Origin of the sequence: Leeuwenhoekiella polynyae (genome assembly GCF_004104075.1) — a bacterium.
Classification (GTDB): domain Bacteria; phylum Bacteroidota; class Bacteroidia; order Flavobacteriales; family Flavobacteriaceae; genus Leeuwenhoekiella; species Leeuwenhoekiella polynyae.
Genome location: NZ_QOVK01000026.1, coordinates 23,981 through 49,829, shown reverse-complemented (window position 1 = coordinate 49,829; position 25,849 = coordinate 23,981). Strand labels below are relative to the sequence as shown.

Annotated in this window: 20 protein-coding genes; 9 read left to right on the top strand and 11 right to left on the bottom strand. The window is 39.7% G+C overall.

Annotated elements, in window-relative coordinates; translation table 11 throughout:
• Positions 1-275 precede the first annotated feature (275 nt).
• Positions 276-2,195, bottom strand: coding sequence for a molecular chaperone DnaK (gene dnaK / locus DSM02_RS18385; protein ID WP_128766954.1), 1,920 nt, complete (start codon positions 2,193-2,195; stop codon positions 276-278).
• 299 nt (positions 2,196-2,494) lie between these two features.
• Between dnaK and DSM02_RS18380 the strand changes: the two genes are divergently transcribed.
• On the top strand, positions 2,495-3,118 hold the full coding sequence (locus tag DSM02_RS18380; protein ID WP_128766953.1) for a CPBP family intramembrane glutamic endopeptidase: 624 nt from the start codon (positions 2,495-2,497) through the stop codon (positions 3,116-3,118).
• 67 nt (positions 3,119-3,185) lie between these two features.
• On the opposite strand, the gene DSM02_RS18375 is transcribed toward DSM02_RS18380, so the two are convergent.
• On the bottom strand, positions 3,186-4,502 hold the full coding sequence (locus DSM02_RS18375) for a Y-family DNA polymerase (RefSeq protein ID WP_240674099.1): 1,317 nt from the start codon (positions 4,500-4,502) through the stop codon (positions 3,186-3,188).
• Complete coding sequence (locus DSM02_RS18370; RefSeq protein WP_128766952.1) at positions 4,463-4,834, bottom strand: S24 family peptidase; 372 nt, start codon at positions 4,832-4,834, stop codon at positions 4,463-4,465. The genes DSM02_RS18375 and DSM02_RS18370 overlap by 40 nt, the downstream gene beginning before the upstream one ends.
• Before the next feature lie 115 nt (positions 4,835-4,949).
• Here DSM02_RS18370 and DSM02_RS18365 point away from each other — a divergent pair, with 115 nt between their 5' ends.
• Positions 4,950-6,383 (top strand): L-serine ammonia-lyase, encoded by a 1,434-nt coding sequence (locus DSM02_RS18365; RefSeq protein ID WP_128766951.1) that lies wholly within the window; start codon positions 4,950-4,952, stop codon positions 6,381-6,383.
• Here the strand turns inward: DSM02_RS18365 and DSM02_RS18360 are convergent.
• The gene (locus DSM02_RS18360) at positions 6,380-9,751 is read right to left on the bottom strand and encodes an ankyrin repeat domain-containing protein (RefSeq protein WP_128766950.1); all 3,372 of its coding nucleotides are present in this window, start codon (positions 9,749-9,751) and stop codon (positions 6,380-6,382) included. The two genes, DSM02_RS18365 and DSM02_RS18360, sit on opposite strands and share 4 nt — an antisense overlap.
• Positions 9,752-9,841: 90 nt before the next feature.
• Positions 9,842-10,291 (bottom strand): nuclear transport factor 2 family protein, encoded by a 450-nt coding sequence (locus DSM02_RS18355; RefSeq protein WP_128766949.1) that lies wholly within the window; start codon positions 10,289-10,291, stop codon positions 9,842-9,844.
• 142 nt (positions 10,292-10,433) lie between these two features.
• Between DSM02_RS18355 and panB the strand changes: the two genes are divergently transcribed.
• From panB to DSM02_RS18340, 3 genes are all read left to right on the top strand, one after another.
• On the top strand, positions 10,434-11,252 hold the full coding sequence (gene panB, locus DSM02_RS18350; protein ID WP_128766948.1) for a 3-methyl-2-oxobutanoate hydroxymethyltransferase: 819 nt from the start codon (positions 10,434-10,436) through the stop codon (positions 11,250-11,252).
• A gap of 70 nt (positions 11,253-11,322) precedes the next feature.
• Complete coding sequence (locus DSM02_RS18345; RefSeq protein ID WP_128766947.1) at positions 11,323-11,781, top strand: hypothetical protein; 459 nt, start codon at positions 11,323-11,325, stop codon at positions 11,779-11,781.
• Positions 11,762-12,496, top strand: coding sequence for an RluA family pseudouridine synthase (locus tag DSM02_RS18340; protein WP_128766946.1), 735 nt, complete (start codon positions 11,762-11,764; stop codon positions 12,494-12,496). Before DSM02_RS18345 ends, DSM02_RS18340 begins: the two co-directional genes overlap by 20 nt.
• A 148-nt stretch (positions 12,497-12,644) precedes the next feature.
• Here DSM02_RS18340 and DSM02_RS18335 read toward each other — a convergent pair whose 3' ends face one another.
• From DSM02_RS18335 to DSM02_RS18325, 3 genes are all read right to left on the bottom strand, one after another.
• The gene (locus DSM02_RS18335) at positions 12,645-12,893 is read right to left on the bottom strand and encodes a hypothetical protein (RefSeq protein WP_128766945.1); all 249 of its coding nucleotides are present in this window, start codon (positions 12,891-12,893) and stop codon (positions 12,645-12,647) included.
• A 126-nt stretch (positions 12,894-13,019) separates the two neighbouring features.
• A complete protein-coding gene (locus DSM02_RS18330) occupies positions 13,020-13,919 on the bottom strand; it encodes a DMT family transporter (protein WP_317128264.1) in 900 nt (299 codons plus the stop codon).
• An 85-nt stretch (positions 13,920-14,004) separates the two neighbouring features.
• Complete coding sequence (locus DSM02_RS18325; protein ID WP_128766944.1) at positions 14,005-15,567, bottom strand: hypothetical protein; 1,563 nt, start codon at positions 15,565-15,567, stop codon at positions 14,005-14,007.
• A 127-nt stretch (positions 15,568-15,694) separates the two neighbouring features.
• Here DSM02_RS18325 and DSM02_RS18320 point away from each other — a divergent pair, with 127 nt between their 5' ends.
• The 4 genes from DSM02_RS18320 to leuB all read left to right on the top strand — a co-directional run bounded on the left by DSM02_RS18320 (position 15,695) and on the right by leuB (position 20,123).
• Positions 15,695-16,867 carry a 2-isopropylmalate synthase gene (locus tag DSM02_RS18320; protein ID WP_128766943.1) on the top strand — a complete coding sequence of 391 codons (1,173 nt, stop codon included), beginning with the start codon at positions 15,695-15,697 and terminating at the stop codon, positions 16,865-16,867.
• Between the two features lie 97 nt (positions 16,868-16,964).
• The gene (gene leuC / locus DSM02_RS18315; protein ID WP_128766942.1) at positions 16,965-18,350 is read left to right on the top strand and encodes a 3-isopropylmalate dehydratase large subunit; all 1,386 of its coding nucleotides are present in this window, start codon (positions 16,965-16,967) and stop codon (positions 18,348-18,350) included.
• Positions 18,351-18,935: a 3-isopropylmalate dehydratase small subunit gene (gene leuD, locus DSM02_RS18310; RefSeq protein ID WP_128766941.1), complete on the top strand. Its 585-nt coding sequence runs from the start codon at positions 18,351-18,353 to the stop codon at positions 18,933-18,935.
• Between the two features lie 72 nt (positions 18,936-19,007).
• Entirely contained in the window at positions 19,008-20,123 is a 1,116-nt protein-coding gene (gene leuB / locus DSM02_RS18305; protein ID WP_128766940.1) for a 3-isopropylmalate dehydrogenase, read from the top strand.
• A gap of 82 nt (positions 20,124-20,205) precedes the next feature.
• Here leuB and DSM02_RS18300 read toward each other — a convergent pair whose 3' ends face one another.
• The 3 genes from DSM02_RS18300 to DSM02_RS18290 form a co-directional block, all read right to left on the bottom strand.
• Positions 20,206-20,967, bottom strand: coding sequence for an oxygenase MpaB family protein (locus tag DSM02_RS18300; RefSeq protein WP_128766939.1), 762 nt, complete (start codon positions 20,965-20,967; stop codon positions 20,206-20,208).
• Between the two features lie 222 nt (positions 20,968-21,189).
• A complete protein-coding gene (locus DSM02_RS18295; RefSeq protein WP_128766938.1) occupies positions 21,190-22,638 on the bottom strand; it encodes a TolC family protein in 1,449 nt (482 codons plus the stop codon).
• Complete coding sequence (locus DSM02_RS18290; protein WP_128766937.1) at positions 22,619-25,825, bottom strand: efflux RND transporter permease subunit; 3,207 nt, start codon at positions 25,823-25,825, stop codon at positions 22,619-22,621. Before DSM02_RS18290 ends, DSM02_RS18295 begins: the two co-directional genes overlap by 20 nt.
• Positions 25,826-25,849: the final 24 nt, after the last annotated feature.

The following is a 25,849-nucleotide window of genomic DNA, read 5'->3' as shown; positions in this document are numbered from 1 at the left end:
GACAACCTGAAGCTTAAAAGAAAGCGAGTAGTCTTTTTGGGTTCTTTTTGCATAACCACTCTTTGAGGGTGTTTTCATTACACTAAGGTTTTAGTGTATCGCTATTTCAGGACGGGACATTTTGTTAAATCAAAAAACCCCGATGCTTTCGCATCGGGGTTTTTCTTAGTATTAAGTACCAAAGATACCCTTTGGTTAATCAACTTTTAAAGATCCCGGAACGCGTCCGAGATAAGCGATTCACATCAATCTGTTAAGGAGATTGACTTCTCTGCTTACTTCACTTCTTCAAAATCTACATCCTCTACATCGCTTCCAGAAGCTCCTTCAGCTTCACCACCTGATGCCTGACCTGCGTCTGGACCGGGTTGTGCTCCACCTTGTGCGCCTTCTGCCTGAGCTTTGTAAATCTCTTCAGAAGCAGATTTCCAGATCTCATTCAAATTATCTAGAGCTGGTTGTACTTTCTCTACTTCTTGAGTAGCATAAGCAGTCTTTAACTCTTCTAGAGCTCCTTCGATCTTTGTTTTATTGTCTGCAGATAACTTATCTCCAGATTCTTTCAACAGTTTTTCAGTTTGGAAAACCATCTGGTCCGCCTCATTCAATTTGTCTACTTTCTCTTTAGCAGCTTTATCAGACTCAGCATTTGCTTCAGCTTCCGACTTCATTTTTTGAATTTCTTCTTCTGTTAATCCTGAAGAAGCTTCAATACGAATGTCTTGTTTCTTACCGGTAGCTTTATCCTCTGCACTTACCTTGATGATACCGTTAGCATCAATATCAAAGATAACTTCGATCTGAGGAGTTCCTCGCTGTGCTGGTGGAATACCATCTAAGTGGAAACGACCTATAGTTTTGTTATCATTTGCCATTGGGCGTTCACCTTGCAATACGTGAATCTCAACACTTGGTTGATTATCTGCTGCAGTAGAGAATACCTGAGACTTTTTAGTTGGAATCGTTGTGTTAGACTCAATTAATTTAGTCATTACACCCCCCATAGTTTCAATACCTAATGATAACGGTGTTACGTCAAGTAGCAATACGTCTTTTACATCACCGGTTAATACACCACCTTGTATAGCAGCACCTACAGCTACAACCTCATCAGGATTTACTCCTTTACTTGGTTTTTTACCGAAGAATTTCTCTACAGCTTCCTGTACAGCAGGGATACGTGTAGAACCACCTACTAAGATGATCTCATCTATATCACTCTTAGAAAGACCTGCAGCTTTAAGTGCAGTCTCACAAGGAGCGATTGTTCTTTTTACTAGATCGTCTATTAATTGCTCAAATTTAGAACGAGTTAACGTACGTACTAAGTGTTTTGGTCCACTAGCAGTAGCCGTAACATAGGGCAAGTTAATTTCAGTTTGGTTAGAAGAAGAAAGCTCTATTTTTGCTTTCTCAGCAGCTTCTTTTAAACGTTGAAGCGCCATAGGATCTTTACGAAGGTCCATATCTTCTTCAGCTTTAAATTCTTCTGCCAACCAGTTGATGATTTTACTATCTACGTCATCACCACCTAAATGTGTATCACCATCAGTAGAAAGTACTTCAAATACACCGTCTCCTAATTCTAAGATAGAAACGTCATGCGTACCCCCACCAAAGTCAAATACTACAATTTTCTGATCACTGTCTTTTTTATCAAGACCATAAGCTAATGCTGCAGAAGTAGGCTCGTTAATAATACGCTCTACTTTTAAACCTGCGATCTCACCAGCTTCTTTTGTAGCCTGACGCTGAGAGTCATTAAAGTAAGCTGGTACAGTAATTACTGCTCCTGTTACTTCCTGACCTAAATAATCTTCTGCAGTCTTCTTCATTTTCTGAAGAATCATAGCAGACAATTCTTGTGGTGTATATAAACGCCCGTCAATATCTACACGTGGCGTATCGTTATCTCCTTTTTGTACGTTGTAAGCAACGTTTTCTAACTCTTTAGAAGACTCGCTATACTTGTTACCCATAAAACGCTTGATAGAGGATATCGTTTTGGTTGGGTTAGTAACAGCTTGTCTTTTTGCAGGGTCACCTACTTTAATTTCTCCTCCTTCTACAAATGCTATAACAGACGGGGTTGTTCTTTTCCCCTCTGCATTAGGTATAACTACTGGTTCGTTACCTTCCATCACGGCAACACAGGAGTTCGTTGTACCTAAGTCAATTCCTATGATCTTACTCATGTTATATATAATTTTAAGTGTTATTAAATTTTGTTCGGTCTGTTAAAGTCAATCTTTATGCCAGTAGAAATAATACTGACAAGCTGTCACAAATCCTTTTAATCTTGTCTTTCGGGCAAACCCCTACGCCGCTATCGCGGTCGTAGTGGCGGGCTATCCGCTACAAGCTCCTGCAAAAAGGCAGGAGGATTTCTCTTACTATCCCTTTTGCAACTTTAAAAACGTAAGTTTATAAATTCATACGTCCCCCTTTGACTTCAAAATATAAGCAACACCATTTTACTAAGAGTCTAAGCCTTTTGCTCCTACTCTATGCCGTTTATGCACTGGGCATACTCATCATCAATACTATTTACCCGGAAATTGAGCTCGCATCTTACGAGCAAAGCAGTCTTAAGTCATTTATAAAAGAAAGCCCTCTACAAGCTTTTTTAATGATTCTGGTTGTAGGGCCTGTGTTAGAAGAAATGCTGTTTAGATCTTTACTAAAACCTTCGCATTACGACCTCGCCTATTTTATAAGCAGCTGGCCAGTGTTTATTATTTCGCAATACATCCCAGAACAAATAAACTCATTTGTAAAAACCATATTTCTGGTCATTTTACTGGCAAGCATGATTTATATAGTTTCGCAGTTGATTCCTCCTTTAAAAGCAAGGCGCATTCGCGCCTGGTTGTCAAAATACGTGATCGTAATCTGGTGCATCAGTTCACTCCTTTTTGGATTGTTTCACATTACTAATTATGTGACTGACTTTATTTTTAATATTCCGCTGCTTATACTCATTATGCCACGTGTGTTTGCAGGGTTTGCCTTTGGGTATCTTAAAATTAAAAACCAAAAATTAGAATGGTCCATCGCGCTACACATTATTAATAATTTGATTCCCTTGCTGGTGATCTTGTTTCGGTCTGCAAGTTAAAAACCGTTGAATCTTTTATCCTGAGCTGTTATATTTCCCAGCATTGAGATGACTTTAACGCATCAACCTACAAGCACTCCGAGTCAATCGTAAGCAACTCCTTCCACTGTGTGGTGTATCTGGGGCTTCGGTCGTTTTTTACCAGTTCCCACTGGCTGATGCGGTTTCCTACTAAGGCTGAGCAAACGGTAGACTTACCATATTTCTGATTCAGTTTATCTACCGTACGCATCAATTGTGAGCGATCTTTAGAGATTTCCTGTTCAAAAATATTGGTCTGCACATATTCCTGCGGAATTAGACCACTTAAGTTTACACCTACCTTTTTATAACGATAACCCGGTTTGTAAATCGTCTGTAACGCTTTTTTGGCTTCACGTGTTAGCATATAGGTATTATTTGTTGCCGTGCTCAACGTCACCGTCACACTTTTTGAATATTGAGCATCTCTGTCACTGTGGTAATTGGTTTGCAAAAAAACCTGAATATACTGAGCACACGAATTCTGATTGCGCAACACCTCGCTCACTTCAGAAATATAATACGCACAAGCCTCCTCTATCATCCCTAAGTCGGTAAGTTTTTTACCAAAAGATTTTGCAGTTCCTATCGCTTTTTTGGCTTTAGGAAGCATGGCCAAGCTAAGACAGGATTCACCGCGCAACTCCCGCCAAATTCGCTCGCCTACTACGGTCATATTCTTTCGCACCCATTCTAGCGAAACCTCATAAGCAAATTCATAAGCACTAAAAATCCCTTGATTATTCAACCGCTTCCGATGTTGTTTGCCAATACCCCAGACATTTTTCAATTCGGCTTTCTTTAAAGCTTTGATACATTTATCAGTCGTATCTAAAACACAAACGTGATTATATCCCGTTATTTTTTTAGACATGCTGTTGGCAAGCTTTGCTAAAACTTTAGTCGGTGCAATCCCTACGCCCACAGGCAAACCCGTATGTTGTAAAACAGTATTCTTAATCTGATGCCCGTGAGCATTAAGATTTACAAACCTCATATTAGCCAGGTCAATAAACGACTCATCAATACTGTAAATTTCTACCTGAGGCGAAAAAAGCTTCAAGGTATTCATGACACGCTGTGACATCTCCCCGTATAAGGTATAATTTGAAGAAAAGAAATTAACCTGATTTTCAATCAGTAATTTTTTGATCTTAAAAACCGGCTCAAACATCGGGATATCGGTAAGGGCTTTAGCCTCTTTATTAGCTGCGATCACACATCCGTCATTATTGCTTAAAACAACAACAGGTTTACCCCACAGGTCAGGCCTAAAAACCTGTTCACATGAGGCATAAAAGCTATTGCAATCTACCAGTGCGATCATAATACTGCGTGAATGATGTAGGTTATTACGCCCCAAACGGTAAATTCTAAATCATCTACCGAAGTAGTAGGTATACGTTCTATCTTAAAGCTGCCATCTGTAACCACAAGTGCTAACTTCCCATGTTTTACAGGAGCTGCCCGGTTTATGATGAGTACGTCTTGATCTAAAATATTATGTGCTTTCCATCCGTTACCGCTGATACGAATAAAAAAAGTGGCATCCCGGTTTGTGGTTAAGATCGAATTGAGATCGATGGTACTTTCTAAATAATGAGTAGCCGGACTCGGAAAACCGGTCTGCTTAGAAGTACCCGCTTGATGCACCTCATCAGGCATTTTGATCTTATACAATTCTTCAAATTCCATTGTCCAAAAGTATGGATTATTTCCCTTTAAACGGAAAATTTCCTAAAAATTAACAGATGCTCTATTTAAATTTAAGCTCTGTGAATTATGCTATATTTGAAGCCAAATTCTCAGTATGCGTAAAATAGAAAGTATCAGCGTTTTTGATATGCTTAAGATTGGTGTGGGACCGTCTAGTTCACACACGTTGGGTCCATGGCGAGCAGCCTTAAGATGGATCGATAAGCTAAAAGAAAAAAAGAAATTTGACAGCATCACTGAAATTACAGTAGAACTCTACGGTTCCTTATCCCTTACAGGTAAAGGCCACGCGACTGATATCGCTGTACTTTTAGGCTTAGAAGGCCTAGACCCGCAACGCTATCCTATAGAAGATATCCCAAAGGTTATAGAGCGTATAAAATCAACCAAGAAGATCCAGTTAAATAGCGAAATGCCAGTTGATTTTAATACTGAAAGTGCTATTGTTTTCAATAAAAAATTCAAAGAATTTCATCCTAACGGAATCACATTCAGAGCAAAATTGAATACCGGCAAACGCACTTCAGAAATCTATTATTCTATAGGTGGAGGTTTTGTGGTTCAGGAAGAACGTCTGCGCTCTAAAGCCAAGCAGGAAAAACTGAAAGAATTTCCGTTTCCGGTACAGTCTGGTAAAGAACTACTGGCTTTTTGCAATGCTGAAGATCTTAAAATTTCTGAACTTGTGATGGCCAATGAACGTTCACTGGCTACTGAAGAAGAAATAGATGTTAAGCTGAAACAAATCTGGGAAGTTATGCTTGACTCGATGTATACCGGCTGCCATACAGAAGGTACTTTACCGGGTGGACTCAACGTACGTCGCAGGGCATTTGACACGCACAAAACGCTTATTGGTGATTGCCAGTATACCTCTCCAGATGAGTGGATCGCCGCCATACGCAGCACCGAAGTAAAATTCAGACAAATCCTTAAATGGGTGTCGTGTTTTGCACTTGCCGTTAACGAGGTAAATGCTTCGCTGGGACGTGTGGTAACTGCTCCCACAAACGGAAGCGCCGGAGTTATACCTGCTGTGATGATGTATTATATGGTTATTGAAAATCACGATGCAAACTTTGAAGATGTCAAGCAGTTTATGCTGGTGGCGGGTGAAATAGGAAGTCTGTTTAAAAAAGGAGCTACCATTTCTGCAGCTATGGGCGGTTGCCAGGCAGAAATAGGCGTCTCTAGCGCAATGGCTGCAGGCGCACTTACCGAACTGATGGGTGGAACTCCTGAGCAGGTTTTGATGGCAAGTGAAATTGCGATGGAGCATCACTTGGGACTTACCTGTGACCCTATTGGAGGTCTGGTGCAAATTCCGTGTATAGAACGCAATGCGATGGGTGCTATTAAAGCAATCAATGCTTGCGAGATGGCGCTCGACACAGATTCAAAGAATGCAAAAGTGCCTCTAGATAAGGTAATTGAAACGATGTGGCAAACCGCAAAAGATATGAATTCTAAATACAAAGAAACCAGCGAAGGTGGTCTTGCAGTAAATGTGGCGTTGAGTGACTGCTAGTTTGCGAGAGGCGCTTTGAGTAACTTTCGTAGTTTTTTATCATCAGTATAATCTGCAACGCTTTGTCGCTTTACTGTTTGAGCTTCGGGTAAAGCGCCAGAATTCAATAACTTTATAATAATAGATTTATTGGTGATTCCGGCTTTTACTGCCCAGTGTAATGGCGTCTCCCCTATTTTGTTTTTCGCATTGATATGGACTCCATTTTTGATCAACACATCAAGAGTTTCGGTATCGCCGTCGTCATATTTATAAACCACAAAATGCAAAAGACCGTTGTCTTCGTTATCTGTAATGCGTGGGTTGAGATTCTTTTCTAGCAACACCGGTACAGCTTTACTAAAACCATCTTTAACAACTCTGATCAAATCGGTATTTACCAGTTTTGCTCCTTTTACAAGTGCAAGATTTAAAACTTCAATATTCTTAAATTGAAAAGCCGCTTCTAGAGCATAGTCAGGGTTTTGTAAGGAATCCATAAGCACCTCAGCAACTTGAGGCATTCCTTTTTGAACTGCAGTAAACAAAAGCTTTTCTGAAAATTCTTCTTTCGAACTTGAAGCCAATAACAACAATACAAGTTCTTCATTACCGCTATCTAAAGCCGCATTCATGAATTCTGAATTAAGCTGAGCTCCCAACGCTATATTCTTTTGAACCAACGCTACATTGTTTGTTTTGATCAAATCTAACATAATTGCATCAGGATCAATGCTAGCGGTATCTAATAGCAATTTCACCAACGCTGTATTTTCAGTTTTGATAGCATTCTGAATCAACTGCGGGTTAGATACTGAAGCGCCATTTTCGATTAAAAATTGGGTGATTTCAAAATTTCCGGAAGCAACCGCAGCGTCTATTCCTAGTTCAGGATTGGCATCTTGAGCTACTAAAAATTTAACCAGATCAAAATTCTGGTTCCCTACAGCACGTAGCAATTGACTTTCAGCTTCTAGTTCCGTTCCGTTATGCTCGAATACATATATTACATAATCGAGTTTATCAAAGAAAACAGCTTGCTCAAAAGCCAATTGAGGATCGCCCTCATACTGAGTTAAAACCTCTTTAAACAATGCAAAATCCTCTTCTAAAATTGCATATTCAAAAACCGAATCCGGTTCTGCTCCTTTTTTCAAACTCAACCTAACCGCAGCCGGGTTCTTAAAAGCAATTGCCTCTTTTAAAGCAAAATTCTGTAATTCTGAACCTTCAAGTGCTTTTTCAAGAATAACCATGTTAGTATGCTGAATAGCTGTAGATATGATTTGAGGAGAGATGGTAACAGTTTCTTTTTTAAAAAAGTAATCAAACAACGCTGTATCGTTTGCTTCTGCAGCTACTTCAAGCACCTGTGTACTGCCTGGAGTGATTACTTTTACCTGATCTATAATGTTTTTATCTCCTGTTTTAGTGGCCATCTGTAAGGTTTTGGCATCTGCCTCAGCCCCATAATTTATAAAGGTATTGGTAAGTTCTACATCTCCATGAGCAACCGCAAGCGCAAGCATCTGTTGATCGGCCTCAAAGGTTTCAAAACGCATACTCATCAAAGCTTTTACCACTTCATAATCTCCCATTTTAACAGCAAATGCCACATCGTTATTAACCGGTATTGCTCCTTCACGCAATAACGCATGAATTACCTCTGGTTGCTTAAAAGCAACGGCTTTATATATCATATTGTTTTTAGGAGATGCACCACGTTCTAGCAATGTTAAAGCATCGGCCTTACTAAAATAATCCGGGTCAAAAACGATGTCAAGATCTGCTGTGGTAGGACGCACACCAAAGTCACAGATCACATTTAAAACTTCAGCATTGTCAAAATTCTGGATAGCAGCTTCTAAAACCCCGCTTGTTGTTCGGGAGGCACCTCTGGCATATAAATCTTCTAGTGTCTCAATGTCACCACGTGCGGCAGCAGCAACAAGTTCAGACTCCATAGAATAAGTATAGTTGTTGTTTGCACTTAAAATAGCAGTAGTGTTGCGTAGCTGCTCCAGACTGTATTTAATGGTGTACACATCTCCATCAATCGTGGTAATTGCAACTTCTTTATAAATCGGGCGGACCAATGCATCTCTAAAAGGTATATGCGCATCTTGAGGACCTGAAACAAAAAGTGCTGTGCGCTTCTCACCTTTTACCAACTTTTTTGCGTCATCCCAGACACTCACGTAACTTTCTTTCAATTCTTCGGGAGAAATCGTAAAATCAAGGATTCGGTTGAGTTTAACTTCCTCATCGGTCAATAACGAATTGAGATCTATCCCGTTATTTTCAATTATCGGGGCTGTTTTGAGCGGTTCTCGGTTTTTACTAAATGCACCGTAAAATAAGTCACCCACATAGGCATTTGGCTTCTCTTCAGCTCCTGTTTCGGTCTTTATCACTGAAGTGATTTTTTGACGAAACTGCAGCGAATACTTCTTATAAAAATTAGCTGTAGAATCTTTTTCCTGCCAGGAGATCGATTTCTGCTGTGCCGAAATAATAGCCGCGTGAAGCAAATCACGTTTGTAATTAAGCTCTTCAGTTTCCGGGAAGTTATTTGTTGAAAGTAAATTGGTAAGTTCCACCAGCTGGGTATTAATGACAACTGCGTTATCTTCAGTAACCGTATTTTCCCAGCGCTCAGTCCATAGTTCAGCAGGGTCCCCACCCTTTGTAAAAACCTGTGGCTGACCGATATTGATATAAGGTTCGGTCAACGAATCACCACGCTGCTGCTGAGCAATCTTGAGAAGCAGATTTTTTTGAAATGCGTCTTCATCATAGGGCGAATTCACATAATCCCGGCTCCTTATTTTATTTCGTAAAATGTACAATCCGCCATAAGTAAGCTGCTCGGCATAATGGGTTCCAAATCGGGAAATAAAGCCTTTAGGAGTTAGATCTCGTCCCAAACGCTTTACAGCATCTTTAAATTCTTCTGTAAAATTTAGCTCATTCAAACGCAGATCATAGAGCGGCTTTCTATTTAGCGTATAAACAAAAAACGCCTCTTCTTTCCCATTTTCTTTACTGAACGTATTGTAAGCTTCAGAAAATCGTGCGGAAAAGGTGTTGGCAATCGTATCGCTTAGGAGAAGCTCCCGTTCAAAATCTAATGCATTGTAGATTAACATATAGCTAAGCCCGGTAGCAACTTCAGATTTTAATTTAGGAAGTTTAGTTTCAGTATTAAAAACAGCTTGAGCATTACCAGAAATCACGGAGTTTGCTTCTTGATCTAAAGGATCAAAAAACCGAATATCTACTGTAAAACCGGGACGTAAAGTTTCTAAATAGGATTCTTGTTGCTGGGCATAATTAACGCCATACATCAATACAAAAAGCAGAAATAAAGTATATAATTTTTTCCCCAACTTCTAATAAATATAAAAGTAATTAGCTCAAGATCAGGGGAAACATTAAGGTTATGAAAGATAGCCAATTACTTTAAACCTGCAAAAATATTATTCGCAAGTTTCTGGTTTTCGGGTATCTACGATATAAAATATCTTCCATTGTTTACCAACCCAGATTAACTGAAAACTATTCACCCCACAATGGCTCATTTCACCGTTAATATAAAATTCATAAGGTGTCCACACATGAGCCATCAAGCCATCTGAGCGAACCTGATAATCTTTAATACGCTCTTCAAAAGTCACTTCTTGAGGTATAGAGGCTATCGACTTTAAAAAAGCATCAAAACCACTGTTAGAAATCTTTACTGTTCCATCTGGTCTGGCCTGCACCGATTGCATTTTTACGGTATCGTAAATCAATTCTTTTAGCGCTAGTGTATCCTGCTGATGAAAGGCATTAAAAAAAGCGACTACTGTTTCTTCAGGATGCATATCTTCTTGTGCCTGCAGATAATTAAAAGATATAAAAATGAGTAGAACAATAATTCTTTTCATAAAGTGATAGTTATCAACCGCTTCAGCGCAAGTCGCTACGGGATTTATACTGTAGTATTTTTAATTCGAGTGAAGCTCTAAGCCCATTGCATCTCGATTATCGAGTAATTTACTACTTTTACCCGCATTAAAAAATTGTGCTATGTCTGCAGCAAAAAAAGAATACAAAAGAATAACCGTTAAGTCACTTACCGAGATGAAAAGTCACGGTGAAAAAATCGCGATGCTTACCGCTTATGATTACACTATGGCAAAGATTGTTGACCGCGCCGGTATAGATGTAATTTTGGTGGGAGACTCAGCTTCTAATGTGATGGCGGGCCACGAGACCACATTACCCATAACCCTTGATCAGATGATCTACCATGCATCTTCGGTTATCAGAGCCATTCAACGTTCTCTGGTAGTAGTTGATCTACCTTTTGGGAGTTATCAAAGTGATCCTAAAGAAGCACTTCGTTCTGCAATACGCATTATGAAAGAAAGCGGCGGACACGCATTGAAATTAGAAGGAGGTAAAGAGATTAAAGAATCTATCAAACGTATTCTAAATGCCGGAATTCCTGTAATGGGACATTTAGGCTTGACTCCGCAGTCTATATATAAATTTGGCACGTATACGGTACGCGCTAAAGAAGAGGCCGAAGCTCAAAAACTGAAGGAAGATGCCTTGCTTCTTGAGAAAATAGGTTGTTTTGCCGTTGTACTGGAAAAAGTACCCAGCAAGCTTGCTAAAGAAGTAGCCGAAAGTTTAACAATTCCGGTAATAGGCATTGGTGCCGGTAATGGTGTTGACGGCCAGGTTTTGGTGATGCACGATATGCTGGGGATGAGTCAAGAGTTCAGTCCGCGTTTTTTAAGAAGATATCTGGATCTGCATACGCAAATGACCGGAGCTTTTGAGCAATACATTTCTGACGTGAAAGCGGTGGATTTCCCCAGTGATGACGAGCAGTATTAAAAATTATAAAGTGGGAGGTCTAAAATATAGCTACTTATAGAATGCTTTCATTTAGAATATAATTTCATTTATGAACTATAGAAAGATTTTTCAATTAATAAGCTACCTTCAATATCCATTAATGTTGATGGGTCTTTTCTATGCTTTGGTTCCTTACTTAAAGGGATTTGACTATCTAAAAGAGAATCCAGATATAATCTTTGAGAATTATAATTACACACTCATATTTATGGGTTTAGGAATAAGCATTTCTACATTACAAGACACTACAAAAACTCAAAATAATTTCTCTAAAAAAATTTGGGAAAATCCCAAAAAAGGCAAAATTGCAATTGGCATTTTAAGTATAATGACGTTCGCTACTATAGCTATTGGAATTTTTGGATATTTTATTTCTGTTAATGAGAAATTACAACAATTATCTATTGGAATATTAATTTTTGGAATAGGTTTAATCGGATTTTTGAAAACTGCTTTAGAAGTATTTGAAAATCATCGATTAGATAAAAATGCAGCTCCAAAATCTTGAACATTTAGCCTTGATTACAAATCCACACAGCACAAAAGACAACCTTCTGGTAATTTATGAAGACAATCACATCATTGTCGTCAATAAAAGACCGGGTGATATTGTACAAGGTGATAAGACCGGTGACAAGCCGTTAAGCGAAGTGGTTAAAAGCTATATTGCAGAAAAGTATGACAAACCTGGAGCTGTTTATCTGGGTGTGGTACACCGTCTGGACAGGCCTACCAGTGGGATTGTAATTTTTGCACGCACTTCTAAAGCTTTACCGCGTCTCAATAAATTATTTGCTCAGAAAGAAGCTAAAAAAACATATTGGGCAGTGGTGAAAGATGCTCCGCCCCAAAAAGCAGATACGCTTATACATTATCTAAAACGAAACCCTAAGCAGAATAAATCGTATAGCCATGCAAATGAGGTTCCCGATAGTAAAAAAGGAATTTTAGATTATAAGATTATTAAAGAACTCAATAATTATTACCTGCTGGAAATAGATCTGCATACCGGAAGGCACCACCAAATACGCTCGCAGTTATCTGCTATTGGTTGTTCCATTAAAGGTGACCTAAAATACGGTGCAGACCGAAGTAATAAAGACGGAAGCATTCATTTACACTCCAGAAAATTGGTTATAACCCATCCTGTAAAAAAGGAAGAAATGACCTTTATTGCAGAACCACCCACCGACGATGCGATCTGGAACGCGTGTATCAGCTAATAAATCCTCGGGGCTAACCCAAGAGGTATTCGTTAAAAACAAATTTTCTATTTCGAGGCAAGCTTCAGGATATTAAACTCTTTGACGGAGCCAATAAAAAAAGCCCACAGATCAGCGGGCTTTTTTATTTTTCAAATAGACTTCGTATTTAAGCCATATTGTTATTAGGAGCCCAGTGTGAGCAAAGCATTTCCGGGGCTGCTTTTTGTGGATTAGCGCATGTCGGTCCATGAAAGCGTGCGCAATTTGCACAATTAGGGTCATTTTTAAGGACTGCTTTCATTTCAAAACTGTCACAAGTATATCCGGCAGTTACGTGAACTCCGTGTAATTTACAGTCGTTTGATGCTGTCAAATTTTCACAATTTGAACAACTATTTCCTAGTCTGATAGCCATTGTTTTTTGTTTTTAGAGATTAATAGGACATTAATTTACCCAGACATACGCATAGAAACAATACAAATAGCTGATATAGATGTTTTTATATTTAGACTTTATAAAAAGAAGATTAAATTAAACTATTTATCCCTTCTCTTTTGCACTACGCAAACTCTCTATCACCACCGCGCTAATAATTAAAAGTCCTCCAATAATCGTCAATAGCTTTGGGACTTCTCCCAAGAGTAAAACGCCTAATAAAATACCATAAACCGGCTGAACACTGCTGATGATACTCGCCGTAGTAATGGAAAAATAGCGAAATGTCAATAGAAATAAGGTATGCCCCAAAGCGGTAGTAAAAAGTGCCAGAGCCAAAATCCAGATCAAATTCTCCTGAAGGGCTTCAATAGTGGTTTGAAAACTAAAAGGGATCAATAAAACACCGATGATCAACGCCTGATATAGCATCAGCAAGCTGCCGTGATAGTTTGCCACTTGCTTTTTCATCAATATATTACGCAGTGCATACGCCAAGGCAGATCCTAGACCATAAGCTACGGCTTGGGTATATTCATTCTCAAAATCCAGATCAGGAATGAGTAATGCGATCCCGCCTAGAACCAGTAGTCCCAAAAACAAATGAATTTTCTGAAAGGGCAAGCGTAAAAGCAACGGTTCTAAAATACTTGTCAATGCCGGGTATGTAAAGATCGTAAGCATTCCAATCGCAACATTACTCAATTGTAAAGCTTTAAAATAAGCCACCCAGTGTATGCCCATTAAAATTCCGCCTAAAAAAACCTGCTTTCGGTCTTCTTTTGCTATCCTAAAACTGATCTTTTTCCACTTTAAAAAAAGCATAAGAAATACCACTGCAAGCAAAGCCCGCCATCCTATTGTAACCACAGGAGGCAACGTGACCGCACGTCCCAGCACCCCGCTGGTGCTGACTAAAAGCATCGCCAGATTGAGTTGAAGTATGTTTTTTATAAAAGAATTGGGTTGGGTTGGCAAAAGGTAGGTTTTCAGTTTATGATTCACTTTTTACTTCATATATAAATTTCTTGCCTAATGTAACAGGAAACTAATGTTTTTAGCTTGTAATTAGAACGTTGCAACGCACTGTCTACCGATTCAACACCATTGCTTTTTCCTTAATAATTTCAGCAACTGGGCGACTTTCAATTCTGCTATCTAACCAGGAAAGAATATCAAGATATAAAAAGGCTCTGCGCTCGTATGGATCTTCTTCATAAACCTCCAACCGTTTACGCAATTTTTTAAATTCGTTCTTCAACTCACTAGGAAAAATATCTCCCAGATTTCTAAGGAATTTGATCATTTCCTTTTGGACCTCATGCAGATCGTCCATTTTGATCAAAAACTTATAGGTGCTCTTCAGTAAGGTTTCGAGATGGTAATCCATTCCCGCCTCGTAATGCGCAACAAGATTCAGAATACGAGAAAAACACATCAAATCTTCACGCATTTTGAGCGATTTATTATGGATGATCTTTCCTAAATACTCAATACACTTTTTATTCTGTCCATTACCAAAATACAGACTTGCGATCTTATAATAAAACACCATAATGTGATGCTCATCCATCCGTTGTCCGTTTTGTTTCAGATACTTTTCAATCTTCTCTATAAGTCCGTCACTGGTACTGAAATCACCCACCATAAACTTCAGATTCAGCTTATGGGAATACACATATAAAAACTCTAGAATCTCCAGATTATCGCTGGTGGGGAAATCTGTTGTTTGCAGTCGCATCTCCAGACTTTCAAGAACTTCTTTAAATTTGGTGTGGTGTTTTAGGTAGAAAAGTGATTCCAGTAAATAATGATTTCCTTTTAAATAAAACACCGGATTGCGGGCAATCATCGCCGGATTTTCCTCAAAGAGTTCTACGTAACGCATGGCATATTTAAAACACGATAGAAAATCCTGTATCAAAAAACTATACCAGAGATATGCCTTATAGAGCCAGAGTTTCTCGCGAAAACCTAACGTGCTCATTTTGTATTTTGGCATTGATTGGGTGAAAAATGCAGTGATTTCGCGTTTTTCTTCATCACTGCGCACATAACCGGTTTTAAGCATCAACCCATACAACTGAATAGACAAATTAGACAGCTTACTGGTCATTAGATTTTGCTGACTCAGAACTTTAGCTTCATGCGCAAGTTCTTCAGCGCGGGTGCTCATACTGCGCGTTATGTATTGGGTTTCAATAACCTTCTCAAGTTCTACGATCTCATAAGCTACATTTTTCTCTTCATTTTCAATAGCCATATGTTTGGCTTTCTCGAGTAGTTTGAGGCTTTGCTGATACAAGCCTTTTTGATACAAAACCGTAGCAAAATCAAGCTGTTCTCGTATTTGAACCCGTATATTTTGATGAGCCGGACTCAACCTGAGTGAGATTAAAATCTGTTTATAGAGGTGTGCTTTCAGGTTAGAAAGCTGTTGTTTTTTTACGATGTTATTCTTAAAAATCTCGCTTTCATTATACGAATTCATTTTATCAAGCAGATTAAAAAGCTGCAAATATTTAGAATCCGCATTACCGTCTAAACGACCTACATATAATTTAAACTGACGCTTTTCAGACTTAGATAACGACTTTATCAGAACATAAAGAGAATCTTTTGAATCATTTGCTGTTGTAATGATTTTACGCATAAAAAACTGTATATCAATATTTTAGACAGAGACAAATTTACTTAAACATCGTAGGTTATTTGCCGTTAGGAACTTCAAAAGTACTACCAATATATATATTCACACTTAAATTGAGAAAAAAAGCACTATGACCGATAACAAAGTCCAAATTTTTGACACGACGCTTAGAGACGGGGAGCAAGTCCCGGGCTGCAAATTAGACACCAATCAAAAACTGATTATAGCAGAACGTCTCGATTTACTGGGTGTTGATGTTATTGAGGCCGGTTTCCCTATTTCTAGTCCCGGTGATTTTAATTCTGTTGATCAAATTGCACGTCTGGTAAAGAACGCTACGGTTTGTGGTCTTACCCGCGCTGTAAAAAAAGATATTGAAGTTGCTGCTGAAGCACTTAAACACGCTGTAAAGCCGCGTATACATACGGGTATTGGCACCAGCGACTCCCATATAAAATATAAATTCAAGTCTAATCGTGAAGACATCATCAAGCGTGCTTATGATGCTGTGGCTTATGCCAAGACTTTTGTTGAAGATGTGGAGTTTTATGCTGAAGATGCCGGCCGTACAGATAATGAATATTTAGCACGTGTTTGTGAAGCTGCGATTAAAGCAGGTGCAACTGTTTTAAATATACCGGATACTACTGGATATTGCCTTCCGGAAGAATATGGTGCAAAAATGAAATACCTTAGAGAAAATGTAAAAGGTATTGATAAAGCCATACTTTCTTGCCATTGTCATAACGACTTGGGCTTAGCAACAGCGAACTCGATTGCTGGTGTTATAAATGGTGCGCGTCAAATTGAGTGTACTATCAATGGTATCGGTGAACGTGCAGGAAATACTGCTTTAGAAGAAGTGGTAATGATCTTACGCCAGCATCCTACTTTAGGTTTAGATACCGATATCAACTCACGTTTATTGTGGGATACCAGTAAAATGGTGAGTGATAAAATGGGAATGCCTGTACAGCCTAACAAAGCCGTTGTAGGTTCTAACGCTTTTGCGCACAGCTCTGGAATTCACCAGGACGGAGTGATTAAAAACCGGGAGACTTATGAAATCATGGATCCTGAAGAAGTAGGTGTTACCGAAAGTGCGATCGTACTTACCGCCCGTAGTGGTCGTGCTGCTTTAGCGTATCGATCTAAGAAAGTGGGTTATGAATTAACTAAGGTTCAGTTAGACGCGGTTTATGATGTGTTTCTTAAATTTGCAGATAAGCAGAAGGAAATCTTAGATGAAGACATTCACGAGATTATGAAAGTAGCAAATGTTCAGACGCAAGTCGAGGCTTAATTCATTATAAATCAAAATTTAACATAAGGATTCTTCATCATAAGAATCCTTATTTTTTCAAATACTATTAAAGTTCTACGGAACTAATTACATTAAAATGGCAGGAAAAACCTTATTTGATAAAGTCTGGGATGCACACGTGGTAGACACGGTGCCTAATGGACCACAAGTACTTTACATTGATAAACACCTTATTCACGAGGTAACCAGCCCACAGGCCTTTTCAGAATTAGAAGAGCGGGGCATTCCCGTAGCACGTCCAGATCAGATTATGGCGACTGCAGATCACAACACCCCCACAGTAGATCAGCACTTACCGGTGCGTGATGTACTTTCAAGAAATCAACTTAAACAACTCACCGAGAATTGTGAGAAACACGGTATTACGCTGTATGGTTTAGGTCATGAATACAACGGTATCGTTCACGTAATGGCTCCAGAATTGGGAATCACACAACCGGGAATGACTATGGTTTGTGGAGATAGCCACACCTCTACGCACGGTGCTTTTGGTACCATTGCTTTTGGTATAGGTACGAGTCAGGTGGCACAGGTTTTTGCCAGTCAGTGTTTGTTATTGACCAAGCCTAAAAGTTTACGGGTTAATGTAAACGGAAAACTAAAACCGAATGTATTGCCTAAAGATGTTATTCTTTATGTAATCTCAAAAATTGGTACCAATGCCGGTACGGGTTATTTCTGTGAGTACGCCGGTAACGTTTTTGAAGAGATGTCTATGGAAGGGCGTATGACCGTTTGTAATATGAGCATCGAAATGGGTGCCCGTGGCGGAATGATCGCTCCAGATCAGACTACTTTTGATTATGTACAAGGGCGCGAGTTTGCACCTGAAGGAGCAGAATGGGACAAAAAACTAGAATACTGGAAAACCCTTCCTACTGATGCTGATGCAGTGTTTGACAAAGAATATTCTTTTGATGCAGAAGACATCGAACCTATGGTGACTTACGGTACAAACCCGGGAATGGGGATCAAAGTGACCGGTACGATTCCTGATAAAGAAGATGTGAATTTAGAGAAGGCTTTGGCCTATATGAACTTCAAAAAAGGAGAAAGCCTTATCGACAAGCCTATCAATTATGTGTTTATAGGGAGTTGTACCAATTCACGTATCGAAGATTTCCGCATTGCGGCAGATTTTGTAAAAGGAAAACAAAAAGCTTCTAATGTAAATGCGTGGTTGGTTCCCGGGTCACAGCAGGTTGCCAAGCAGCTTGTTGCAGAAGGATTGGACAAGGTTTTTACCGAAGCAGGATTTGCACTGAGACAACCGGGTTGCTCGGCATGTTTGGCGATGAACGACGATAAAATTCCGGAAGGTGAGTATTGTGTTTCTACCTCTAACCGAAACTTTGAAGGAAGACAAGGTCAGGGTGCGCGTACCATTTTAGCGAGTCCGCTTATGGCTGCAGCTACAGCCGTTGCCGGAAAAATTACAGACATTACAAAACAATTAAACTAGATGGAAAAGTTTATAAAACTTACCGATACTGCTGTTCCGTTACCTATTGAAAATATAGATACCGATCAGATCATACCTGCACGCTTCTTAAAATCTACCGACAAGCAAGGTTTTGGCGATAATGTATTTCGCGATTGGAGATACGACCACGAGGGGAATGAAAACAAAGATTTTGTATTGAATGACGATACCTATAACGGACCAATTCTGGTTGCTGGAGATAACTTTGGCTGTGGTTCCAGTAGAGAACACGCTGCCTGGGCAATTGGAGGCTACGGATTTAAAGTGGTGATCAGCAGCTTTTTTGCTGACATTTTCAAAGGTAATGCGCTAAATAACGGTATCTTACCGATACAAGTAACTCCTGAATATTTAAAGGAATTGCTTCAGACTATAAAAGACAAACCCGATACTAAACTTACGATTGATCTGGAAAACCAAATATTGACTTCACCTGCCGGTGATTTAGAATTTGAGATCGATCCGTATAAAAAAGTTTGTATGATTAATGGCTACGATGACATTGACTTTTTAATCAGTAAAAAGGATAAAATCGAAGCTTTTGAACTAGAGCAGAGCTATTAAACTTTAACCCGTAACAATCTACAAACCTCACCAGTTTCCAGAACTTGTGGGGTTTTGAAATAAAATGAAATTATGAAATTCAATATTGCACTTTTAGCAGGAGACGGTATCGGTCCTGAAGTTACCGAGCAAGCAATAAAAGCACTTGACGCTATTGCTGACGTCTACGACCATACCTTTAAGTTTACAAAAGCATTGGTGGGTGCCTGTGCGATTGATGCCACCGGAAATCCGTTACCAGACGATACTATCGAACTGTGTAAAGCAAGTGATGCCGTGCTTTTTGGCGCTATTGGCCACCCTAAATACGACAACGATCCGTCTGCAAAAGTAAGACCGGAGCAAGGCTTATTAAAGCTACGTAAGTCGTTAGGTTTATTCTGCAACATCAGACCGGTAAAGGCTTACGAGCGTTTGATTGAGAATTCACCTTTAAAAAAGGAAATCATCAGCGGGACAGATATTTCAATCTATCGCGAATTGACTGGTGGAATTTACTTTGGTGATAAGCACCTGAGTGAAGACGGACAAGTTGCAAGCGATGGCTGCTCCTATTCTGTAGCTGAAATTACACGTATTGCGCATCTGGCTTTTAAAGAGGCTCAAAACCGAAGAAAAAAATTAACCCTTGTTGACAAAGCAAACGTGTTAGAAACGTCACGTTTATGGCGCAAAACGGTTACCGAAATCGCCAAAGAATACGATGATGTAGAACTCGATTTCTTATTCGTCGACAATGCGGCGATGCAAATGATCTTAAACCCAAGTCAGTTTGACGTGATTTTAACCGAAAACTTATTTGGTGATATCATCTCAGATGAGGCTTCAGTAATTGGGGGTTCTATCGGATTGTTAGCTTCGGCTTCTGTTGGTAGTACGGTAGGTATGTTTGAACCTATTCACGGTTCGTTTCCACAAGCTACCGGAAAGAATATTGCCAATCCGCTTGCCTCTATTCTTTCTGCTGCGATGATGTTGCGCCATTTAGATTTACACAAAGAAGCAGATGCGATTGAAAACGCTGTTGAAAAATCCCTGGAATTGGGAATCACAACCGGAGATATCAATCCTAAAAAAGCCTTTACTACGACTAAGGTTGGTGATTTTATTGCTGATTACATCACTCATCCAGATGATACCAACCGTAATTTTAAGAACATCCATATGGGACAGAGTACAATCATCTAGATGTGAGATGTTAGAACATAGAAGAAAGATAAAAAAGCGACCCGGTCTGGGTCGCTTTTTCATTGATTAAATCATTTTAATATTAAACCACCACATCTATTTCATTAATCTGTTCTTTATAATTTTCCGGTAATAAAACAGCTTTTACAAGTACATCTAGTTTTAACCTTCTACTCAATTTATAAAAGGGAATCACAGGATTAAGCATCGAAAAGCGGCCAAAACCGAGTAGTATGCTCACTTGTGCAGGTACGAGTAATTTTTGTCCTTCGATTAAAAAGAAATAACGAAAGGTTCCCAAATGCTTTTTATACTGTTTGAATAAGTCTTCTGTATAAGCGCTTTTCTTAAGATCGTTATCTAAATGTTCTTCGCGCTGTGGCAACCAGCTTTCATAATCTGCCGCTAGATCTTTCAACTGCATTTGATTTCCAAATCGGTAAAACACATCATAGATTTCTTGTTTCTCAGCATTGCTGAGCTTGCGTTCTAAGACTTCGTAAGAAGCTATAGAATAATGAATCAACATAAATAATACATCACGATAGGCCCAGTCAGGTATCGTAGTATCTCGCTTCTGCTCTACTGCTTTATGAATATGATATATAGCATTTATAGTTTGATGTGCCTGCTCTTCTTCAGCAAAAATAATGTTACGCGCATAAGTCACGGTAGAAAATAAACGTCCTAAGGGATCTGCAGGAAGTTTCCCGGTAAAATACAACCAATCTACAGCTTTATTGAGTGCAAACTCTGCGGCAGCACCGGCAAAAATGAGTAAAACCGTATCGCTTTTACCCCAAATTTCTCGCACTATAGAATCTTCTTTTACAAACGGTTTCATCGCTTCAATTGCTGAATTTCTAAAATAACGAAACAAATTTAGATGTGGTATAAAATTACCTCGATCCTTAAGTGAACTAAAAAAAACTACTTTGAGATCTTAAACCCTTTTGGAGGTGCCAATAAAAAACCGCCCGGGACATCACCTCCGGGCGGTTTCTAGTTTGAAACACTTCCGATATCAAGAAGAAGTGCTGCAAACCACCTCAACACTAACTAAATCTTAGTTCCAGCCACCACCTAGTGCCTGATACATATGCACATAAGCATTCATCTGGTCCATTTTGGTTTCTACTAATTCAAAGTTGGATTCTAAAGCATCTCGTTGCGTCATCAACACCTCCATATAATCTGCGCGTGCCGATGAAAACAATTGCCCAGATATATTAACCGAACGGTTCAACGCTTCAACTTCCTGAGATTTCAGATCAAAACTTTTACTCAGGTTATCTACCTTAGCAAGCTGATTAGCCACTTCGATATACGCATTCAATACAGTTTTTTCATAATCATAAACCGCCTGAAGTTGTTTTGCACTTGCACTTGTATAAGAAGCTTTAATCTCATTCCTGTTGATTAAAGGCGCGGTCAATTCACCTGCGATAGAATACAGTAAAGATTCTGGCGTATCTAATAAATACTTCGGATTGAATGCACCAAAACCAACTCCCGCAGAAATACCCAAGGAGGGATAAAAACGAGCTTTGGCTACTTTTACATTCAATTTAGAAGCTTCTAACGCTAATTCTGCCTGCTTTACATCGGTACGATTCTCAAGCAATTGTGCAGGTATACCTGCTTCAATGGCCTTAGGAACCATGGTCAACAGTTCTTGTGAACTGCGTTCTACGTGCTGCGGAAAACGTCCTACCAAAAAGTTGATACGGTTTTCTGCTTCTACAATGCGCTGCTGAATATCAAATTGCAAACTTTTGGTATGTAAAACTTCGGCTTCAAACTTACTTACCGCAAGACCTGTAGCCCGGGCCGCTTCCTTTTGTAAACGCACAATGCGATAAGCATTACTCTGGATCTCAATATTTCGGTTTACGATTTCAAGCTGGTTATCAAGAGCCAGAAGTTCATAATAACTTTCAGCGATCTCGCCTACCAATTGCGTAACCATAAAGTTTCGGCCTTCAACACTTGATAAGTAATTGAAAACTGCTGCTTTTTTAGCATTGCGCAACTTCTTCCAGATGTCTAATTCCCAGGTCGCCTTTAACCCGAATTCATAATTAGGCAACGGCTCCGGAAATTCTTGTCCGGGTCTGATGTCTGTATTCGCATCATTAGCACCCTGACTGGTATATCTACCTACTTTTTCGGTTTCGGCACCTGCGCCAAAACCTACAAAAGGCAGGTATTCTCCTTTTTTAGCTCTGATTTCTGCTTTAGAAACCGCAATCTCCTGAAGCATCATATTCAACTCCTGATTGTTTACCAAAGCAGAGTCTATTAAGCCCGTCAGGTAAGGATCTGTAAAATACGCTTTCCATTGTATCAATGCAGTATTTGTAGTATCTGCATTACCTCTGGCGAAGTTTTGAGGGAGGTCTTTTAAATCGACCTCCCGTTCTAGTACGCTGGGTGCTTTACAGGCTGAAAAAGCCAGTAACACACACACCACTGCGCTAAATATATAAGGGATTCTATTTATCTTCTTGATCATCTTCTTCTGAATTTGAAAAACTATCTATTTCGTGTACAAAGCCCTCTGTTAAAGAACCATCTTCTTCGTCTTTAATTAATTTTCTTCCGTCTGCAAGAGAGCCAAATATGAAGTACAATCCGGGAACAATAACAACCCCGAAGATGGTACCAAACAACATACCTCCCAGTGCAGAACCACCAATGGTGTGGTTACCTATCGCGCCGGCTCCTGAAGCAAACAGCAACGGAATCAAACCGGCGATAAAAGCAAACGAAGTCATTAAAATAGGTCTAAAACGTACTTTTGCACCTTCTATCGCAGCATCTAGAATCGTCGCACCCTGCGAACGCTTCAATACCGCAAACTCTACAATAAGCACGGCATTTTTACCCAGTAGACCTACCAACATGATCAGACCTATCTGCGCGTAAATGTCATTCTGAAGTCCCATCATCTTAAGCACCATAAACGAGCCAAACACCCCGACCGGTAGTGATAACACCACAGCTAACGGTATGATAAAACTCTCATATTGCGCCGCCAGAACGAAATACACAAAGACCAATACAATTAAGAAAATATAGATGGACTCGTTACCACGGTTAGCCTCGTCATAAGAAAGACCTTCCCAACCAATGTCATAGCCTTTGGGCAATGTGGTTGCGGCAACCTCACGGATGGCTTCAATAGCATCTGCCGTTGTATAACCGGGAGCCGGGAGCCCTCTGATCGCTGCAGAGTTGTACATATTAAAGCGTGTAACTTCGTTAGGCCCCTGAGTTTTAACCAGCTTCATAAATGCTGAATACGGCACCATTTCGCCTTCATCGTTCTTCACAAACATGTTTAAAACATCAGAAGGAAGTCTTCTAAACTTAGGATCAGACTGTACATACACCTTGAAAAAACGACCAAACTTAATGAAACCTTGCTCATAGGTACTACCGATCATGATGTTCAGGTTTTCCATAGCATCTCCTACAGAAACTCCTTTTTGCATAGCCAAATCGTTATTGATCTCTAACTCATACTGCGGATAGTTTGCAGCAAAGAAGGTAAATACACCCGTAAGTTCTTTACGCTCTTTTAAGTGTTCTATAAACTCTTGATTGATCTTATCAAAATCCTGATAATCGGTCTCGGTATTCTCATCCAATAAACGCATAGAGAATCCACCAGAAGAACCAAAACCAGGGATTGCTGGTGGCTCAAAGAACTCGATTATTGCACCAAGACCTTTAGATTTTTCCTCAAGCTCTTCCATGATCTCAGTTACGTCGTGCTCCCGTTCTGACCAGGGTTTTAAATTGATCAAACACGTACCCGCATTAGAACCACGACCTTCGGTCATAATCTCATAACCCGCCAGTGAAGAAACAGATTCAACACCATCTACATGCTCAGCAATTTTCTGAAGCTCTAAAGAAACTTTATTGGTACGCTCTAAGGTCGCACCCGGAGGTGTCTGAATAATCGCATAAATAGTACCCTGATCTTCACTAGGTATAAACCCGGAAGGAAGGAATTGACTCTGCACAAAAATACCAATACAGAATGCGATTAGAATTCCAAAAGTCAACCAGCGTCTGCTAACGATTTTCTTAAGAAGAATCACATATTTACCGGTAAGTTTGTCAAAAACACTATTGAATTTATCAAGCGAACGGGTTAAAATATTGCGTTTTTTATCTTCACCGTGATTGTTTTTCAAGAGCATAGCACACAATACTGGTGTAAGGGTAAGTGCAATTAATGCTGAAATCACAATAGAACTCGCCATAGTGATCGAGAACTGTCTGTAAAACGTACCTACCGGTCCAGACATAAAGGAGATAGGTAAGAATACCGAAACCATCACCCCGGTGATCGCGATAATCGCACCGCTTATTTCACCAAGAACCTGTTGTACTGCTTTATAAGGTGAAATATGGGGATGCTCTGCAAACTTGGCATGCACCGCCTCGACGACGACAATCGCATCATCTACCACAATACCAATGGCAAGTACGAGTGCAAAGAGGGTTACCATATTTATAGATATCCCAAAGAATTGAATGACAAAAAATGCCCCGATCAAAGAAACTGGTACTGCAATAATTGGGATCAATGTAGAACGCCAGTCTCCTAAGAAAATAAACACTACAAGTGCCACTAAGATAAAAGCATCTCGAAGCGTATCTATCACCTGCTCTATGGAAGAGTCTAAGAATTTAGAAACGTCATAACTGATCTTATAATCCATCCCGGGAGGAAAATCAGCTTTCATTTCTTCAAGCTTTTCTTTTACCTCATCAATTACATCACTGGCATTACTACCGTAATTTTGTTTCAGTACGATAGCCGCAGAAGGATGACCGTCTAAATTGGAGTAAATATCAAAGAATTCACTTCCCAGTTCTACTTTACCAATATCTTTAAGCCTGATGCTCTCACCTTCAGAATTGGCTCTGATGATAATATTCTCGTATTGTGAAGGTTCGTTATACCTTCCTTTATACGTCAATACATATTCTAAGGACTGTGCTTCAATACCCGAACTTCGTCCCAGACGCCCCGGTCTACCTACGATACTTTGCTCCTGCATCGCTTTCATCACTTCATCTACCGAAATGTTGTAAGCACGCATACGGTCTGGGTTTAACCACACACGCATCGCATATCTACGGCTACCTAAAATCTGAGAACGCGCAACCCCCTTAAGACGGTTGATCTCGGGTATCATTTTTACGTTAGCATAATTGTACAGAAATTTTTCATCCATACTTTTTTCCTTAGAATACAGGTTCACATACATCAACATACTAGGCTGTATGGGTGTAATAACTACTCCTTCTCGCTGAACCAATTCGGGCAAGAGGGGCATAACCTGGTCAACCCTGGTCTTGACCCGCACGACCGCCTGATTGGGATCTGTACCGGGTTCAAAAATAATTCTCAGGGTTGCTTCACCGGCACTGGTTGCATCGGTGGCCATATAACGCATCCCCTGCACTCCATTAATGGAGTTCTCAAGAGTCACTAAGGTTGATTTTACTAATACATCTGCACTCGCACCAGGATAAGCAATAAAGATATTGACCGTGGTGGGCGCGATTTGCGGGAACTGTGATATAGGCAGCTGCTTGATCGCGAGCGAACCTATAAATACGATAATAATAGAAATTACTATCGCAAATACGGGTCTGTGAATAAATCTACTAAACATTTTTTTTCTTTTTTAGAGCGGTGA